This window comes from Gordonia ajococcus (assembly GCF_012974285.1).
GTDB classification, from domain to species: Bacteria; Actinomycetota; Actinomycetes; order Mycobacteriales; family Mycobacteriaceae; genus Gordonia; species Gordonia amicalis.
The window spans coordinates 1,681,183-1,697,052 of record NZ_CP052884.1; the positions used below are offsets into that span (position 1 = coordinate 1,681,183).

The 15,870-nt window shown below is 67.2% G+C and carries 15 protein-coding genes; 5 read left to right on the forward strand and 10 right to left on the reverse strand.

What is annotated here, in order from left to right:
• Positions 1-324: 324 nt before the first annotated feature.
• Together GAA2_RS07735 and GAA2_RS07740 are read left to right on the forward strand one after the other, a co-directional pair.
• Entirely contained in the window at positions 325-1,632 is a 1,308-nt protein-coding gene (locus GAA2_RS07735) for a PhoH family protein (protein WP_006434415.1), read from the forward strand.
• Between the two features lie 571 nt (positions 1,633-2,203).
• Positions 2,204-3,148, forward strand: a complete 945-nt coding sequence (locus GAA2_RS07740) for a L,D-transpeptidase (protein WP_024497568.1) — start codon at positions 2,204-2,206, stop codon at positions 3,146-3,148.
• Between the two features lie 18 nt (positions 3,149-3,166).
• Here GAA2_RS07740 and GAA2_RS07745 read toward each other — a convergent pair whose 3' ends face one another.
• The 3 genes from GAA2_RS07745 to GAA2_RS07755 all read right to left on the reverse strand — a co-directional run bounded on the left by GAA2_RS07745 (position 3,167) and on the right by GAA2_RS07755 (position 5,210).
• A complete protein-coding gene (locus GAA2_RS07745; RefSeq protein WP_006434417.1) occupies positions 3,167-3,373 on the reverse strand; it encodes a hypothetical protein in 207 nt (68 codons plus the stop codon).
• 154 nt (positions 3,374-3,527) lie between these two features.
• A complete protein-coding gene (locus GAA2_RS07750) occupies positions 3,528-4,394 on the reverse strand; it encodes a universal stress protein (RefSeq protein ID WP_006434418.1) in 867 nt (288 codons plus the stop codon).
• Between the two features lie 168 nt (positions 4,395-4,562).
• Entirely contained in the window at positions 4,563-5,210 is a 648-nt protein-coding gene (locus GAA2_RS07755) for a response regulator (protein WP_006434419.1), read from the reverse strand.
• Between the two features lie 246 nt (positions 5,211-5,456).
• Between GAA2_RS07755 and GAA2_RS07760 the strand changes: the two genes are divergently transcribed.
• Positions 5,457-7,184, forward strand: coding sequence for a GAF domain-containing sensor histidine kinase (locus GAA2_RS07760; protein WP_191834871.1), 1,728 nt, complete (start codon positions 5,457-5,459; stop codon positions 7,182-7,184).
• Positions 7,185-7,522: 338 nt separating this feature from the next.
• Here the strand turns inward: GAA2_RS07760 and GAA2_RS07765 are convergent, their stop codons facing one another.
• From GAA2_RS07765 to glpX, 4 genes are all read right to left on the reverse strand, one after another.
• Entirely contained in the window at positions 7,523-8,224 is a 702-nt protein-coding gene (locus GAA2_RS07765) for a PIG-L deacetylase family protein (protein ID WP_191834872.1), read from the reverse strand.
• A 13-nt stretch (positions 8,225-8,237) separates the two neighbouring features.
• Complete coding sequence (locus GAA2_RS07770; protein WP_191834873.1) at positions 8,238-9,668, reverse strand: class II fumarate hydratase; 1,431 nt, start codon at positions 9,666-9,668, stop codon at positions 8,238-8,240.
• A 7-nt stretch (positions 9,669-9,675) separates the two neighbouring features.
• Positions 9,676-11,373: a fumarate hydratase gene (locus GAA2_RS07775; protein ID WP_191834874.1), complete on the reverse strand. Its 1,698-nt coding sequence runs from the start codon at positions 11,371-11,373 to the stop codon at positions 9,676-9,678.
• Between the two features lie 128 nt (positions 11,374-11,501).
• Positions 11,502-12,497: a class II fructose-bisphosphatase gene (gene glpX / locus GAA2_RS07780; protein ID WP_006434424.1), complete on the reverse strand. Its 996-nt coding sequence runs from the start codon at positions 12,495-12,497 to the stop codon at positions 11,502-11,504.
• 144 nt (positions 12,498-12,641) lie between these two features.
• On the opposite strand from glpX, the gene GAA2_RS07785 reads away from it, so the two are divergent.
• Together GAA2_RS07785 and GAA2_RS07790 are read left to right on the forward strand one after the other, a co-directional pair.
• Complete coding sequence (locus GAA2_RS07785; RefSeq protein ID WP_006434425.1) at positions 12,642-13,217, forward strand: DUF4245 domain-containing protein; 576 nt, start codon at positions 12,642-12,644, stop codon at positions 13,215-13,217.
• A gap of 76 nt (positions 13,218-13,293) precedes the next feature.
• Positions 13,294-13,617 (forward strand): hypothetical protein, encoded by a 324-nt coding sequence (locus GAA2_RS07790; RefSeq protein ID WP_006434426.1) that lies wholly within the window; start codon positions 13,294-13,296, stop codon positions 13,615-13,617.
• 2 nt (positions 13,618-13,619) lie between these two features.
• On the opposite strand, the gene GAA2_RS07795 is transcribed toward GAA2_RS07790, so the two are convergent.
• The 3 genes from GAA2_RS07795 to GAA2_RS07805 are packed head-to-tail and all read right to left on the reverse strand — an operon-like array spanning position 13,620 to position 15,849.
• Positions 13,620-13,859, reverse strand: a complete 240-nt coding sequence (locus tag GAA2_RS07795) for an exodeoxyribonuclease VII small subunit (RefSeq protein WP_006434427.1) — start codon at positions 13,857-13,859, stop codon at positions 13,620-13,622.
• Entirely contained in the window at positions 13,856-15,124 is a 1,269-nt protein-coding gene (gene xseA, locus GAA2_RS07800; RefSeq protein WP_006434428.1) for an exodeoxyribonuclease VII large subunit, read from the reverse strand. Before xseA ends, GAA2_RS07795 begins: the two co-directional genes overlap by 4 nt.
• The gene (locus GAA2_RS07805) at positions 15,121-15,849 is read right to left on the reverse strand and encodes a lipid droplet-associated protein (protein WP_024497572.1); all 729 of its coding nucleotides are present in this window, start codon (positions 15,847-15,849) and stop codon (positions 15,121-15,123) included. The genes xseA and GAA2_RS07805 overlap by 4 nt, the downstream gene beginning before the upstream one ends.
• Positions 15,850-15,870 lie beyond the last annotated feature (21 nt).

The window sequence follows — 15,870 nt, forward strand, 5'->3', positions numbered from 1 at the left end:
GCGCACGGCGCCATCAGGACGACGAATGTCCTGGTGGCGCCGTTTGCGTCCCTGGAGCAGACGATACTGCGGTTAACGCGAAATTCACGCCGACACACCTGATTCGGGCGCGCCGCTCGAGAATCCAACGCGTACGTTGTCGAGTACGGACCGCGGGGAAGCGGTTCGTCCGGGAGGTTCGATTCGTGGATTGCAGCAGCAACGCGAGGGGGCCGGCCCCGGTCCTCGTCCACCTCGGCTGACGCCGAGGGCAACGGACTTCGACCGGCCGGTCAACTGCGAGAACTGGTTTGTGCGGGCGCCGCATGAACGTAGGAGCCCCACGTGACCACACGCACCTACGTCCTCGACACTTCCGTGCTGCTGTCCGACCCCTGGGCGGTCATGCGCTTCGCGGAGCACTCAGTGGTGTTGCCACTGGTGGTCATCAGCGAACTCGAGGGCAAACGTCACCACCACGAGCTCGGCTGGTTCGCACGTGAGGCGTTGCGCATGCTCGACGACCTGCGGCTGGCACACGGCCGGCTCGATCTGCCGATCGAGATCGGCGATGAGGGCGGCACCCTCCAGGTGGAGCTCAACCACACCGATCCGGCCGTCCTGCCGGCCGGTTTCCGCACCGACAGCAACGATTCCCGGATTCTGGCCTGTGCGCTGAACCTGCGTGCCGAGGGCAAGGACGTCACCCTCGTGTCCAAGGACACGCCGCTCCGGGTGAAGGCCGGCGCGGTCGGTCTGGCCGCGGACGAGTACCACGCACAGGACGTGGTGGTCTCCGGGTGGTCGGGGATGACCGAACTCGACGTCGAGACCTCGACGATCGACGCGCTGTTCGCCGACGGCGTCATCGACCTCGACGAGGCCAGGGAGCTGCCCTGCCACACCGGCATCCGCCTTCTCAGTCCGTCGTCGAGTGCCCTCGGTCGCGTCAATCCGGACAAGCGCGTGCAGCTGGTGCGGGGAGACCGGGAGGCGTTCGGCCTGCACGGGCGTTCCGCGGAACAGCGCGTCGCCCTCGACCTGCTCCTCGACGACAGCGTCGGCATCGTCTCGCTCGGCGGAAAGGCGGGGACAGGCAAGTCGGCGCTGGCACTGTGCGCCGGTCTCGAGGCGGTCCTGGAACGCCGGACCCAGCGCAAGGTGGTGGTGTTCCGGCCGCTGTACGCGGTCGGCGGCCAGCAACTCGGCTACCTCCCGGGTGGTGAGGCCGAGAAGATGGGTCCGTGGGCACAGGCGGTGTTCGACACCCTGGAGGGGCTCGCCTCACCGGAGGTCATCGAGGAGGTGCTGAGCCGCGGGATGCTGGAGGTGCTGCCGCTGACGCACATCCGTGGTCGGTCACTGCACGATTCGTTCGTCATCGTCGACGAGGCACAGTCGCTGGAACGCAACGTCCTGCTGACGGTGCTGTCGCGACTGGGATCGGGATCGCGCGTGGTGCTCACCCACGACGTCGCGCAACGCGACAATCTTCGAGTGGGCCGGCATGACGGCGTGGCCGCGGTCATCGAGAAGCTGAAGGGGCATCCGCTCTTCGCGCACATCACGCTCACCCGTAGCGAACGGTCGCCGATTGCAGCGCTGGTGACGGAAATGCTGGAGGAGTTCGGGCCGTCCGCGCCGGGAGCGTAGCGAGCGGGCGACAATCGGCTGTGAAAAGAAGGAAGCCGCGACGATTCGCTGAGGGGAGGGAATCGGCGCGGCCTTCCGTCTGGTCCACCGCTGTGTTCGGCGTTGTCACGCTGCGAACCTCAGTGGCGGACCGGTCTCTCGGACGCGATCAGGCTGCGCCGCCGTCGACGCCGCTGAGCGCCTTGAGCAGATCGATGAGGGCTGTCACAACTTCGATGTTCTCGAGGGAACCCATTGTTTCTCCTTTGTCGGTGGTGTTCCGATCGGCGATGTCGCTGATCGACTTTCGCCATTTCCGACGCTAACGATTTTGTTTCGTTCCTGCAAAGGAAAGCTCGGTGAATTACCCGGGACGTGGTTGAACAATTGGTCTTCCGACGCATTGTCCTGCGCGGCGAGCAATGGATCATCGTTGATTTTCCATCGAGAATCGACAGCCGTCTCGGCGGTCGGAATGAGGTCGGAGGTCGGGATGCTTGATCTGATCCTCATTGCACCGTGACCATCACGTGACTCATGAGATCTTGCGCACTGTCACACTGGTGTGGTGCTGAAGTTACTGATGAGGCGAATGAGACTTCTGGGACTATTGGTGATAGCGGTGCTCGCCGCGTGTGCCGGTGGCGCGGGTCAGGCCTTCGCCGAGCCGGAGCCGACCACCCCGACCACTCCGGGGAGTCCGACGGGACCGGGAGCGGCGACGGGACTGGGCATCCCGGTGCTCGACGACGTGCTCGACCAGCTGTCCGGTGACAGCGGTTCCGCAGATGCGCCCGGCGGCGTCGAGCGTGCCGGCGGGGCGACCGGCCAGATGATCGTGGTGACCGCGCCCAAGGCGTCGGACACGACTGCCACCCTCACGGCCTTCGAAAAGGGCGCCGACGGCAGCTGGAAGCCGGTTCTCGGGCCCGGCAAGGCCTTCCTCGGTTCCCTGGGCATGGGGGAACCGCAGGACAACGTGCCCCGCACGCCGCAGGGCACGTTCCCGCTCGACCAGGCGTTCGGTCGTCAGCAGAACCCGGGTACCAAAATGCCCTACATCAAGGTCGATCAGCAGGACTGGTGGGATTCCGATCCCAAGTCACCGACCTACAACACCCACGTGCGTCAGGCGCAGAGCCCCGGCGGTGACAGCGAGAACCTGTACAACTCGGGTCCGGTCTACGACTACGCCGTCAACATCGCGCACAACCCGCAGCGCACGCCCGGCAAGGCGTCGGCGATGTTCCTGCACGTGACCAACAACGAACCGACGATGGGCTGCGTCGCCATCGAACGCGAGCTGATGAAGAAGATCCTCGTCTGGCTCGACCCGGCGAAGAATCCGAAGATCACGATCGGCGTGAACCAGGGCGCGCCGACCGGCGAGGCGCCCGGAGCAACCCCTCAAACAACTCCGGGTGCCACGCCGTCGACTCCCGACCTTCCTGCCTCCGATGAGCTGACCGGCCTGCTGTCGCAGCTGGTCGGCGCGGTGCCATCCCTCTTGGGTCTCGGCGCCGGGCTCGGCGGCTGAAGACACCGCCGCCGGATCTCACGGATCGCTGATCTCGAGGCGCGCCTGCCGGCAGGCAGGGCAGAAGGTCTCGTCGGCCCCGATGTGCCAGCCGTTGACCCTGGCCCAGTCGTCCCGGTCGGCCTGGGACAACGGCGATCGTGTGACGAAGCTGCGTCCGCAGCTGTCGCAGTACCGGTCGGCCGAACCCTCGGTTTCGGCGGCCAACGGGGATATGACTGTCATGACGGGACCTCTGTGGCTGGGTTTCGATTCGGGCCCTGTCGTCGCGTCGTCGGCGGACTCGCGACTTGGACGAACGACCAACTCAGTGTCACCGGATGTGATGTGGGTCTCATAGGGCCTAATGGCACATGGTTGGCCGATCCGCGGCCGCGGCTCAGCGGTCGTGGGGTACGACCATCACCGGGCACCGCGCGGATCGCAGGACCGACAGGCTCGTCGAGCCGAGTCTCATGCCGGCGAATCCGCCGCGGCCGCAGGCGCCCACGACGAGCAGTTGGGCTGCTTGGGCGTGGTCGAGAAGTGCGCGTGCGGGACGGTCCCGGGTTACCGCGCAGCGGATGGTGACCTGGGGATATCGGCGGCGTACCTCGGCCAGTTCATCATCGAGCCAGGCGTCGGCTCGGCTCCGATGGGTCGGCCAGTCGGACACCGTGCACGGCACGGACATGTCGGCGTCGCACCAGGCGTGGACGACTGTGACCGGCACGCTGCGCAGGGCAGCGGCGGCGAATGCGGCGCTGACCGCGCGCCGTCCGCCCGGGGAACCGTCGGTGCCGACCACGACGTTCGCCTGAGACCAATGCGCTGCGGTGTCCCGGACGACCGTCAACGGGCATCTGCAGTACTCGGCGAGGGCGATGGTCACCGACCCGAGAACCACCCGATGTCCGGCCATGTGCCCGCGGTTGCCCACGACGACCAACCGCGCCCGATCCGATGCGTCGAGCAGGGCGGCGATCGGCGGGGAGTCGACCACCTGGGTCGTGATCTTCAACGGGTCGGGGGTGTCCGTCGAATCCTCGACGACCCGGCGGGCCTCCGCCAGCGCACGTTCGAACCGGTCCCGAAGCGGATCGAGGACGTGCGGCTCGTCGGCCGACAGGTTCGCCGAGGCGATCATCTCGATCTCGGACCGGTGGAGAGCGGCGTCGCGTGCGGCCCAGCGTGCCGCCGCGCGTGCGGTGGCGGAACCGTCGATGCCGACGACAACGGGCCCGTCGGTGAATCTGGACGCGGTCACACGGCTGTCCCCTCTGGAGGTCACGCACCGAGCGCCGGGGTGTCCCGGCATTGGCTTCCGTTCTCCAGTACAGACCTCGGCGGGGGGGCGAGTCATCGGGTAAAGAGTCCCCAGAATGGGGACCAATGACACGTTTGCGCTCGAGGTGGCGGGGTATGAGCGTGGAGCTCAGCGGCCGTTGCCCCGCTGCGCCACTTTCGCCGCGTACACCGCTGCCTGCGTACGGCGTTCCATGCCGAGTTTGCCGAGCAGCCGGGAGACGTAGTTCTTCACGGTCTTCTCCGCAAGGTGCATCCGCGCGGCGATCTGCCGATTGGTCAGCCCCTCGCCGAGGAGGGCGAGCAGAGTGCTCTCCTGCTCGCTCAATGCGTCGCCGGGCTTCTTCTCTTTCTCGCGCTGGGTGCGCAACCGGTCCATGAGGGCCGCGGCAGCGCGGTTGTCGAGCAGTGAACGGCCGGCGCCGACGTCGGTGATGGCACGTGCCAGCTCCATGCCGGTGATGTCCTTGATGACGTACCCGCTGGCGCCGGCGAGGATCGCGTCCATCATGGCCTCGTCGTCGGTCATCGAGGTCAGGATGAGGCAGCGCAGGCCGTCGACGCGGCTGAGCAGCTCGCGACACAGTTCGATCCCGTTGCCGTCCGGCAGGCGGACGTCGAGGACGGCCACATCGGGTTTCACGGTGGGGACGCGGGCGAGCGCCTGCGCGCAGGTCGCGGCCTCGCCGACCACCCGGACGTCGTCCTCGTGGTCCAGGAGTTCGACGAGGCCCCGTCGGACGATCTCGTGGTCATCGACGAGGAAAACCGAGATCATCGGCCACACCTCCCTCCGGCGCGGGTGCCGCTGAGACGAATTGTAGGACGACCCCAGACGTGTTTCACCCGGATTGCCCGGACCGGCAGATTCGCGCATATCCGGAATGTCCGTTTCACCACTGATGCGACGGTTCGCGGAATATCCAATTGCGGTGCGGGACTTACTGATCGAGGGCTTCGAAGTCATTTGTCGAGAATTATTCAACCGAATACTCGACGGACCGCAGGGTATATCATCCAGAATATGGTCCGCGAATTCCCGGAACGTGGCGCGAGGTCTATCGAACTACAGAATGCGCCGTCGCAGAAGCGATTGCGTGAGCTCCTCGGTAAGGTCGGCGACCGGATCACGCAGATCGCCGATGTTCGAGACCGCATCGACGGTCTGCTCGAAGCCATGCTGTCGGTGAGTTCCGAACTCGATCTGGAGACCACTCTCGAGTCGATCGTCGCCGCCGGAATCCGCTTGGTCGACGCCGAGTACGGCGCGCTCGGCGTTCTCGGCAGCGGATACGACCTCTCGGCTTTCCTCGCCCAGGGCATCAGCGAGGAGGTCCGCACCGAGATCGGAGACCTGCCGACGGGACGCGGCGTGTTGGGCCTGCTCATCGACGACCCGCGGGTGTTGCGGCTCGACGACCTCTCCGAGCACCCCGCGGCGGTAGGTTTCCCGCCGAATCATCCGCAGATGACCACCTTCCTGGGCGCCCCGATCCGGGTACGTGACGAGATCTTCGGCAACCTGTTCCTGACCGAGAAGAAGAACGGTGCACTGTTCACCGAGGACAACGAACTCGTCATCCAGGCACTGGCGGCGGCGGCGGGCATCGCCATCGAGAACGCCCGGCTCTACGAGCAGGCGCAGACACAGCTCGCCTGGATCGAGGCGAATCGGGACATCATCGCGGAGCTGCTGACGGGTGCCGACAACCAGGAGGTCCTCGAGGCGATTGCCCGCAAGGTGCTCACCCTGGCCGACGCCGACCTGGTCTGCATCGCCGAACCCCACGACCACGAGATGCCGCCCGAACTAGTGGAAGAACTCGTCGTCACGGTCGCCGAGGGCATCGACGCCGATGTCTTTCGCGGGCGGACCGTGCCCACCAGGGGCTCGACCTCCGGCGACGCTTTCCGGCGACGCCGGCCGGTTCTGCGTGACCAACTCGAGTACGACATCTCCGGGCACTCCTCGGCATGGCACGGTCCGGTCATGGTCGCCCCGCTGCGCACGGTGGAGTCGACCCGTGGAGTGCTGATCGCCGTGCGGTCCAAGGGACGCGACGCGTTCGCAGAGGACCTGCTGAGCCTGAGCGCGGACTTCGCCGATCAGGCGGCCCTGGCACTCCAGCTGGCCAGCGCGGCGAACCAGACCCAGCAGATGCGGGTGCTGGAGGATCGCGAACGAATCGCGCGCGACCTGCACGATCACGTGATCCAGCGGATCTTCGCCGAGGGGCTGACGCTACAGGCGACGCTGCAGCGCACCCGGTCACCCGAGATCCGGGCCCGGCTGACGCGATCCATCAACAATCTGCAGGACATCGTGCAGGACGTGCGCTCGACGATCTTCGATCTGCAGGCGGAAGAATCCGAGACCACACGTCTCCGTCAACGCGTGCAGGAGACGATCGATCAGCAGGTCGACGATCTGCCGATACAGACCCATGTGCGGATGGCGGGACCGCTGTCGATCGTCGAGCCGCGACTCGCCGACCAGGTGATCGCGGTGGTCCGCGAGGCGTTGAGCAATGCGGTCCGGTACGCCCACGCCACGACGTTGACGGTCGCGATCTCGGTCGCCGACGACCTGGCCGTGGAGGTCACCGACGACGGGGTCGGGCTAGATGAGGACGTCACTCCGAGCGGGCTGACCAACATGCGGCTCCGAGCCGAGGAACTGGGCGGGACCTTCGCGCTGACGACACCCGGGGCCGGCCACGGGTTGTCCGTGCGGTGGACTGTTCCGCTCTAGTTCGCGTCGTCGCGTCGCGTCGTGTCACGTCGCGTCGGGTCAGGTGGTGGGGCCGGCCCACGGACCGGTGTCGTGGTCGGCCGGCAATCGCCAGGCCGACGTCCGCTCGGTCACCCATGCCACGGCCTGCACTCCCGACAGGAGGCCGAAGAGAACGACGAGCCAGATGGATAGCCCGACGAGAGCGCAGACGGCGAAGGCTGCGAGGAATGCGACGAGAACACCGGTGAGAGTGATGACCGGTCACCTCCTACGTACTTGGAGGAGACTCTCGGGGGTTCGAGAGACTGACCCTCACACTTTCTCCTGGTGGCGAACTTTTCGCGAGAGGCCGAAGGTCACATGTTGATGGGTCGTTTGAGCTCGAAGCCCGCCGTGCGCACACCGTCGGCACCGTCCCGCGGCGCGGTCGCCCGGTCGATCTGGGCGCGTGCCTGATCGAGGACAGGGGTGTCCGGGTCGAGGACCGACAGGTAGCGGTCGTGCGCGGCGAGCGACCGGACGGCGACCTCGAACTGCTCGTCGACGTCGACCGCATGCGTTGCGGCCGGACCGTTCTCGAACAACCACGCGGGCACCTCGTCGTATCCGGCCGCGACCAGGGCGTCGTAGGAGTCGAGCACGGCCGCGGCGAACTCCATGTGATCGCGTTGATTCGGCTGGCCGGGGGCCCATTCGGGACCCCCGTACAATGACAGGATCACCTGCGGCGCAATGCGTTCGATGGTCTCGGTGATCTTCGCCCGGAGTTCGCGGGTGTTACGGATGTCGCTGTCGGGGAAGCCCCAGAACTCCACCTCGTCGACGCCGACGATCGACGCGGAGGCGCGCTGTTCGGCTTCGCGCAGCGGGCCGCATTCGGCCGGTGACATTCCCTCGATGCCGCGCTCGCCGCTGGAGGCGAGCGCGTAGACCACCCGCCTGCCCTCGCCGGTCCATCGCGCGACCGCTGCCGCCATCCCGTACTCCGGGTCGTCGGGGTGGGCGACGAGGACGAGTGCGGTCTGCCAGTCCGTGGGGAAGGGCTTCAGGTTCGTCATGGCCCGGCCGTACTCAGCGTTCCCGGTCGAGATTGGCCATCTTGAGAACGTCGAGGCGCGCGTCGAGTTCCTCCTCGCTGAGCTTGTCGCCCACGAGGCCCCGATCGATCACGGTCTGGCGGATCGTCTTGCCCTCCTTGAGGGCCTGTTTGGCGACCGCAGCGGCCTCCTCGTAGCCGATCGCGCTGTTGAGCGGTGTGACGATCGACGGGGAGCTCTCGGCCAGGGTGCGGAGACGGTCGACGTTGGCCTGCAATCCCGAGATGCAGCGGTCGGCGAACAGTCGGGACACGTTGGCCAGCAGCTTGAGTGACTCGAGGACGTTGCGGGCCATCATCGGGATGTAGACGTTGAGTTCGAAGGCGCCGTTGCCGCCGCCCCAGGTGACCGCCGCGTCGTTGCCGACGACCTGTGCCGCCACCTGCGTGACCGCTTCGGGCAGAACGGGATTGACCTTGCCCGGCATGATCGAACTACCCGGCTGGAGGTCGGGGAGCAGGATCTCGCCCAGGCCGGTCAGCGGTCCCGAGCCCATCCACCGGACGTCGTTGGCGATCTTGGTGAGCGACACCGCGATCGTCTTCAGCTGGCCGGACAGTTCGACGAGCCCGTCCCGGGCGGCCTGCGCCTCGAAGTTGTCCTTGGCCAACGAGAGTTCCTCGACACCGGTGCGGCGGACGAGTTCGGCGACCACCTTGGTGCCGAAGCCGGCCGGCGCGTTGAGTCCGGTGCCCACCGCGGTGCCGCCGATGGGCAGCTCGCCGACACGCGGCAGGGTCGCGGTGACGCGCTCGATTCCGGCCTCCATCTGCCGTGCATACCCGGCGAACTCCTGGCCGAGAGTCACCGGCACCGCGTCCATCAGGTGTGTGCGGCCGCTCTTGACCACGTCACGCCACTCGGTTGCCTTGTCGGACAGTGCTTTCCGGAGATGGTTGAGCGCCGGGACGAGGTCGGTGACGACGGCCTCGGTCGCCGCGACGTGCGTGGCGGTCGGGAACGTGTCATTCGACGACTGCGACATGTTGACGTGGTCGTTGGGATGCACGTCCACCCCGTTGGCCTTCGCGATCGATGCGATGACCTCGTTGGTGTTCATGTTCGAACTCGTGCCCGACCCGGTCTGGAAGACGTCGATCGGGAACTGGTCGTCGTGGTTGCCGTCGGCGATCTCGGTGGCCGCCGCGATGATCGCGTCGGCTCGCTCCGCGTCGAGGAGTCCCAGATCCTTGTTGACCGTGGCGCAGGCCGCCTTCAGCAGGCCCATGGCGCGGATCTGCGCCCGCTCCAGCGGGCGATGGCTGATGGGGAAGTTCTCCACCGCCCGCTGCGTCTGGGCGCGCCACAGAGCATCGACGGGCACCTGCACCTCGCCCATCGTGTCGTGCTCGGTGCGGTATTCCTGCTTGTCCGGTGCCTCGTTCTTGCCCTGTGCCTCGGTCATAGGTGTTCTACTCCTTCGATCGAATCCTTATGCCGCTCAGCGGGACGTTGACGGCCCCACTCGGGTCGGTGAAAAAGTCGTTGCCCTTGTCGTCAACAACGATGAAGGCCGGAAAATTCTCGACCTCGATCTTCCACACTGCCTCCATCCCGAGCTCGGGGTACTCGATGATCTCCTGGCTCTTGATGCAGTCGAGCGCCAGTCGGGCGGCCGGGCCGCCGATCGAGCCGAGGTAGAAGCCGCCGTGCGAGTTGCACGCCTCGGTGACCTGCTTGGAACGATTTCCCTTGGCCAGCATGACCATCGAGCCGCCGGCGGCCTGGAACTGCTCGACGTAGGAGTCCATGCGGCCGGCGGTCGTGGGACCGAACGAACCGGAGGCCATGCCCTCCGGGGTCTTGGCCGGACCGGCGTAGTACACCGGGTGATCGCGCAGGTACTCGGGCATCGGCTCGCCGGCGTCGAGGCGTTCCTTGATCTTCGCGTGAGCGATGTCGCGGGCCACCACCAGGGGGCCCGTCAGCGACAGGCGTGTCTTGACCGGGTACTGCGACAGCTGTGCCAGGATCTCGGTCATCGGGCGGTTGAGATCGACCTCGACCACCTCGCCGCCCGAGATGTCCTCCGCCACACCGGCAGCCGGCATGTACTCGGCCGGGTCGGTCTCGAGCTGCTCGAGGAACACCCCGTCGGCGGTGATCTTGCCGAGCGCCTGCCGGTCGGCCGAACACGACACCGCGATGGCCACCGGGCACGACGCGCCGTGGCGGGGCAGACGCACGACGCGGACGTCGTGGCAGAAGTACTTGCCGCCGAACTGGGCGCCGATGCCGAAGGACTGGGTCAGCTTGAAGACCTCGTCCTCGAGCTCGAGGTCGCGGAAGCCGTGCGCCGACATCGAACCCTCCGTCGGCAGGTTGTCGAGGTAGTGCGCGGAGGCGTATTTGGCGGTCTTCAGCGCGAATTCGGCTGAGGTGCCACCGATCACGACGGCCAGGTGATAGGGCGGGCAGGCCGCGGTGCCGAGCGAGCGGATCTTCTCGTCGAGGAACTCGAGGATGGACTTCGGGTTGAGGATGGCCTTGGTCTCCTGGAACAGGAAGGACTTGTTGGCCGACCCGCCACCCTTGGCCATGAACAGGAACTTGTACTCCGGGCCCTTGGGGCCCTGCTCGGTGGCGTAGATCTCCACCTGGGCCGGGAGGTTGGTCCCGGTGTTCTTCTCGTCGTACGTGGTCAGCGGTGCGAGCTGCGAATAGCGCAGGTTGAGCTGCGTGTAGGCGTCGTAGACACCCCTCGAGATCGCCTCGGCGTCGTCGGTGCCGGTCAGCACGCCCTCGCTCTTCTTGCCCATCACGATCGCGGTGCCGGTGTCCTGGCACATCGGCAGGACGCCACCGGCGGAGATGTTGACGTTCTTGAGCAGGTCGAGGGCCACGAAGCGGTCGTTGCCCGATGCCTCGGGGTCGTCGATGATCTTGCGGAGCTGCGCGAGGTGGGCCGGGCGCAGGTAGTGGCTGATGTCGTGCATGGCCTCGGCGGTGAGCTTGCGGATCGCCTCCGGCTCCACCTTGAGGAACGTCTGTCCGCCGGCTTCGAACGTCGAGACACCCTCGGTGGTGATGAGTCGGTAGGGGGTCTCGTCGGCGCCGATGGGGAGCAGATCAGAGTAGAGAAACTCGGGGGCTGAGGGTGGTTTACTCACGCACCGGATCGTATCGCCCCAGCAAAACGGCCCCACGTCAGAGGTGACCGGACTCGTGAGATGGATCACGGTCGCAGCTCCCCGACGCGGGGCCGTTTGCTCGGTGTGTCAGAGGTCGACGCCGGGCGTCAGAGACTGATGCGGGCGTACTCGCGCAGCTTGGCCGGCTTGTGGACGGCCTCGATGCGGCGGACGGTGCCCGACTTCGATCGCATGACCAGCGAACGAGTGGTCGCACCGTTGGGACGGTAGGTGACGCCGCGCAGCATGTCGCCGTTGGTGACACCGGTCGCGCAGAAGAAGCTGTTCTCGCCGCTCACCAGGATGTCGTTGGTCAGGACCCGGTCGAGGTCGTGACCCGCGTCGATGGCCTTCTGGCGCTCCTCGTCGTTGCGGGGCCACAGCTTGCCCTGGATCTCGCCGCCCATGCACTTCATCGCGACGGCCGTGATGATGCCCTCGGGGGTGCCACCGACGCCCATCAGCATGTCGACGGTCGAGTAGTCGTCGGCGGCCGCCACGGCGCCGGCGACGTCACCGTCGGAGATGAGGCGGATCTTGGCGCCGGCCTGGCGGATCTCGCCGATGAGATCGGCGTGGCGGGGCCGGTCGAGGACGATGACGGTGAGGTCGGCGACGTCGATGCCCTTGGCCTTGGCGACCGAGTTGATGTTCCACTCGACCGACTCGTTGATGTTGATGGCGCCCTTGGCGTCCGGACCCACGGCGATCTTGTCCATGTAGAACACGGCCGACGGGTCGTACATGGTGCCGCGTTCGCTGACCGCGATCACCGAGATCGAGTTGGGGCGGCCCTCGGCCATCAGGGTGGTGCCGTCGATGGGATCGACCGCGACATCGCAGTCGGGGCCCTCGCCGTTGCCGACCTCTTCGCCGTTGTACAGCATCGGCGCCTCGTCCTTCTCGCCCTCGCCGATCACGACGACGCCGCGCATGGAGACCGTCGAGAGGAGCTGGCGCATCGCGTCCACCGCCGCGCCGTCGCCGCCGTTCTTGTCACCGCGACCCACCCAGCGGCCGGCCGCGAGTGCAGCCGACTCCGTCACACGGACCAATTCCATCGCGAGGTTGCGATCGGGTGCCTGGTGGTTGCTGGCTGTCATGGGCTTCGGCTCCTCATGTGTGGCCCCGATCTCAGTGGGTCGCAGCCCCTGGGATCCGTGGGTGTGGCGGTGATCTCAGGGACCATCCTTGCATGTCACACCGGCCGTTCGGTGACTGACCCTGGTAGTGGGATACTCGGCGACATGGCAGACAAACCGCGCATTCTCATCAACGGCAAGGACATGTTCTGGTCGTTGGTGCCGCTGATCGCGCTGTGTGCATTGGTGGCGATCGCGTCGGGGAATTGCTCGGTCGGCTTGAATCAGGACCCCGCAGACAGCAAGGTGCCCGCGTTCGACGTGGTCACCGCACTGGACGCCGACGCCCGGCAGATGCCGTTCCCGATCCGCCGGCCGCCCACACCCGAAGGATGGAAGCCCAACTCCGGCTCGTCGGATGCGATCGAGGGACATCGGGTCAGCACCGTCGGCTGGCTCAGTGCGAGCAAGGCCTATGTGCAGCTGAGTCAGACCGACGCCTCGGAGGACCTGCTGGTGCCGTACCTCGGCGGGAGCGGTGACGAGTACGCGGACACCACCGGCACCGGTACCCGCGAAGCGGGTGGCCGGCAGTGGGTGACCTACGAGACCTCCGAGGGCAAGAAGTTCTGGATCGCCGACTTCGGCGATGTCCGGATCGGCGTGCTCTCCCGGGGACCGGACTCCGACATCGAGACGATCGCGTCGTCGGTGGCGACGCAGCCACCGCTCGATGCCTGAGTGGAGACGATTCGAGTAGCCGACTACTCGCGATGACGAGTGCCTCCGTTCATAGCGTCTGCTCCAGGAGGCGCTCATGTCCGGGGAATTCTGGCACAGGTACAGGTGGACACCGGCGACGTCGTTGTCCGCACAGGCCGACGCCTGGCTGAACATCATGTGGGGACGACTCGTCCTCGTCGCGGTGCTCGTCGCACTGCTGGTGATCGTGGTTCCCGTGTACGGGGCCGGCGCGGCCGTTGCGGCGACCGGCGGTCAGGTCATCAGCGTGCCGTGCGTGCGAGTCGACCCACCGGCCGGCCGCCGGGAACCGCTGGTGCTCACCGATGGTCCGGTTCGAGCCGCCGAGCGGTCGCGGGTGTCCGCGGTCGACCAGCGGGTCCTCGTCGACTTCGACTGAGGTCACTCATCGTCGTCGTCGGCCGAATTCTTCTGTGCGATCACGGTTTCGATGCGTTCACGCGCGCCGCGGAGATGTTCTTCGCAGCGAGTCGCGAGCGCCTCGCCCCGTTCCCACAGGGCCAGTGAGGTGTCGAGATCGAGGCCACCGTGCTCGAGTGTGCTGACGATGTCGGCGAGTTCGTCGCGCGCCTCCTCGTATCCGAGTTCGGTGACCGGTGTGTACTCCTCGTCGGTGCTCACGAATCTCCTTCGTCGTCCGTGGACGTGGATGTGGGTGCCTCGGTGGCGGTGACGGTGGCCCTCGCCGCGCCGTCGGCGACGCGGATGCGTAGTTCGGCGCCCGCCGGCAGATCGTCGAGAGTGCTGACGACGTGGGTCACGTCGGTGTCGGTTCGTTGCACGACCGCGTAGCCACGCGCGAGGGTCTGGGCCGGGCCCAGGGTCGAGAGCCGGGCCGCGAGGTGCTCGTGGCGCCGGTCCTCGGTGTCGACGTGGCGTAGGACGTCGCGCCGCAGGGCACGCACCAGCTCGGCCACGTTCGCGGACTCCTGGTCGACGATCACGCCCGGCCGGGCGAGGACCGGACGTCGCCGCAGTCCGTCGATCACCCCGGTCTCGCGGCGCACCCAGTTGCGCAACGCCTGAGCGCTACGCCGGCGCAGGTCGTCGATCCCGGCGAGTTCGGCCTCGACGTCGGGCACCACTCGCTTGGCGGCGTCGGTCGGGGTGGCCGCACGCAGGTCGGCGACGAGGTCGAGCAGCGGATTGTCGGGCTCGTGCCCGATCGCGCTGACCACCGGCGTCCGACACCGCGAGACCGCCCGCAACAGCGCCTCGTCGGAGAACGGCAGCAGATCCTCGACGCTGCCGCCGCCGCGGGCGATGATGATCACCTCGACGTCGGGGTGGGCGTCGAGGTCGGCGAGGTGGGTCAGGATCCGTGCCACCGCCGTCGGGCCCTGCACGGGTGCCTCACGGATGTCCAGGCGCACGGCCGACCACCGGCTGGTGGCGACGCTGACCACGTCGTGCTGGGCGGCACTGGCCCGCCCGCTGATCAGCCCGATGGCGCGGGGCAGGAACGGCAGCGGACGTTTGAGCCGGCTGTCGAACAACCCCTCGGCGGCCAGCAGCTGACGGAGGCGTTCGATCCGCAGCAGCAGTTCGCCGACCCCGACCGGACGGATGTCGCTGATCCGCAACGACACCGTGCCGCGGCCCGTGTAATAACTCGGGCGGCCGAGGACGACCACGTGGCTGCCGTCGGTCAGCGGAACCTCGGTGCGCGTCAACAGATCCGGGCTGCACGTCACCGAGATGGAGATGTCGGCGGCCGGGTCCCGCAGGGTGAGGAAGGCCGTGCGGGTACCGGGGCGCCGGCTGATCTGGGTGACCTGACCCTCCACCCAGATCTGGCCCAATCGGTGTATCCAGTCGGCGATCTTCGTGTTGACCGTGCGTACCGGCCACGGATTCTCGGCCGAATTCGGCGAGGTCCCGCTCACGCCTCGGTGGAGCGCTTGTTCTGCGACGCGATCCGGTTCTCGAGCATCGTCACGAACGGTGCGCGACCGCGGTTCGACTTCTCGTAGTCGACGAGGCTGGTGAGGTCGTCGGTGCCGACCGCCCGTAGACGTGCCCGCAACTGTGCCAGGGTCAGCGTGTCGTAGTCGATGAGTTCGACGATCTCGGGTGTCGAGCCGTTCTTCGACGCCGGGGCAGGGGTCGCCGGCGTCTCCGCGGCGTCCAGGACGTCTTCGGGCGCGGAGCTGTACAGCGCGAAACGGCCGGCATCGGCACGCGGCGGTGCGGCGGTGGCATCCGTGGCATCGGCGGGCTGGTCGCCCGGGTCGTTGCCGTCGGCGGCGGCCTCGATCTCGTCGTCGACGGTGGTGGCCTTCGTGGAAGGCCTGGCGGGCTTCGCGGGCGTCTCGATCGGTACGTCGCCGGCGTGGGCGTCGGCGTCGGGGGCCGGGGTCTCGACGTCGTCCTCGTCGAAGCGGGCCCACTCGGGCTCCTCGCTGGGCTTGTCGAAGATCATCTCCAGGACGGCGTCGCCCTTGATGGCGAGTTCGGCGATGTTCTGCTGGGCCCGCATACCTGCCTGCAGGGTCTGGCTGACCGCAGTCATCGGGAGGGTGACAAACAGCGCGGGAAGCTTGCGCGTCTCCTCGAGGGCGGTGACGATCAGACCTGCGGCGATACGGGCCGGGTAGGGTGCGCGATGCATGCCAACACTCTGCCATCACGG

Coding starts and splice junctions, on each gene's coding strand:
- GAA2_RS07740 (WP_024497568.1), top strand. CDS start 2,204: ATGAGACTTCTGGGACTATTGGTGATAGCGGTGCTCGCCGCGTGTGCC.
- GAA2_RS07745 (WP_006434417.1), bottom strand. CDS start 3,373: ATGACAGTCATATCCCCGTTGGCCGCCGAAACCGAGGGTTCGGCCGAC.
- GAA2_RS07755 (WP_006434419.1), bottom strand. CDS start 5,210: ATGATCTCGGTTTTCCTCGTCGATGACCACGAGATCGTCCGACGGGGC.
- GAA2_RS07760 (WP_191834871.1), top strand. CDS start 5,457: ATGGTCCGCGAATTCCCGGAACGTGGCGCGAGGTCTATCGAACTACAG.
- GAA2_RS07765 (WP_191834872.1), bottom strand. CDS start 8,224: ATGACGAACCTGAAGCCCTTCCCCACGGACTGGCAGACCGCACTCGTC.
- GAA2_RS07770 (WP_191834873.1), bottom strand. CDS start 9,668: ATGACCGAGGCACAGGGCAAGAACGAGGCACCGGACAAGCAGGAATAC.
- glpX (WP_006434424.1), bottom strand. CDS start 12,497: ATGACAGCCAGCAACCACCAGGCACCCGATCGCAACCTCGCGATGGAA.
- GAA2_RS07785 (WP_006434425.1), top strand. CDS start 12,642: ATGGCAGACAAACCGCGCATTCTCATCAACGGCAAGGACATGTTCTGG.
- GAA2_RS07790 (WP_006434426.1), top strand. CDS start 13,294: ATGTCCGGGGAATTCTGGCACAGGTACAGGTGGACACCGGCGACGTCG.
- GAA2_RS07805 (WP_024497572.1), bottom strand. CDS start 15,849: ATGCATCGCGCACCCTACCCGGCCCGTATCGCCGCAGGTCTGATCGTC.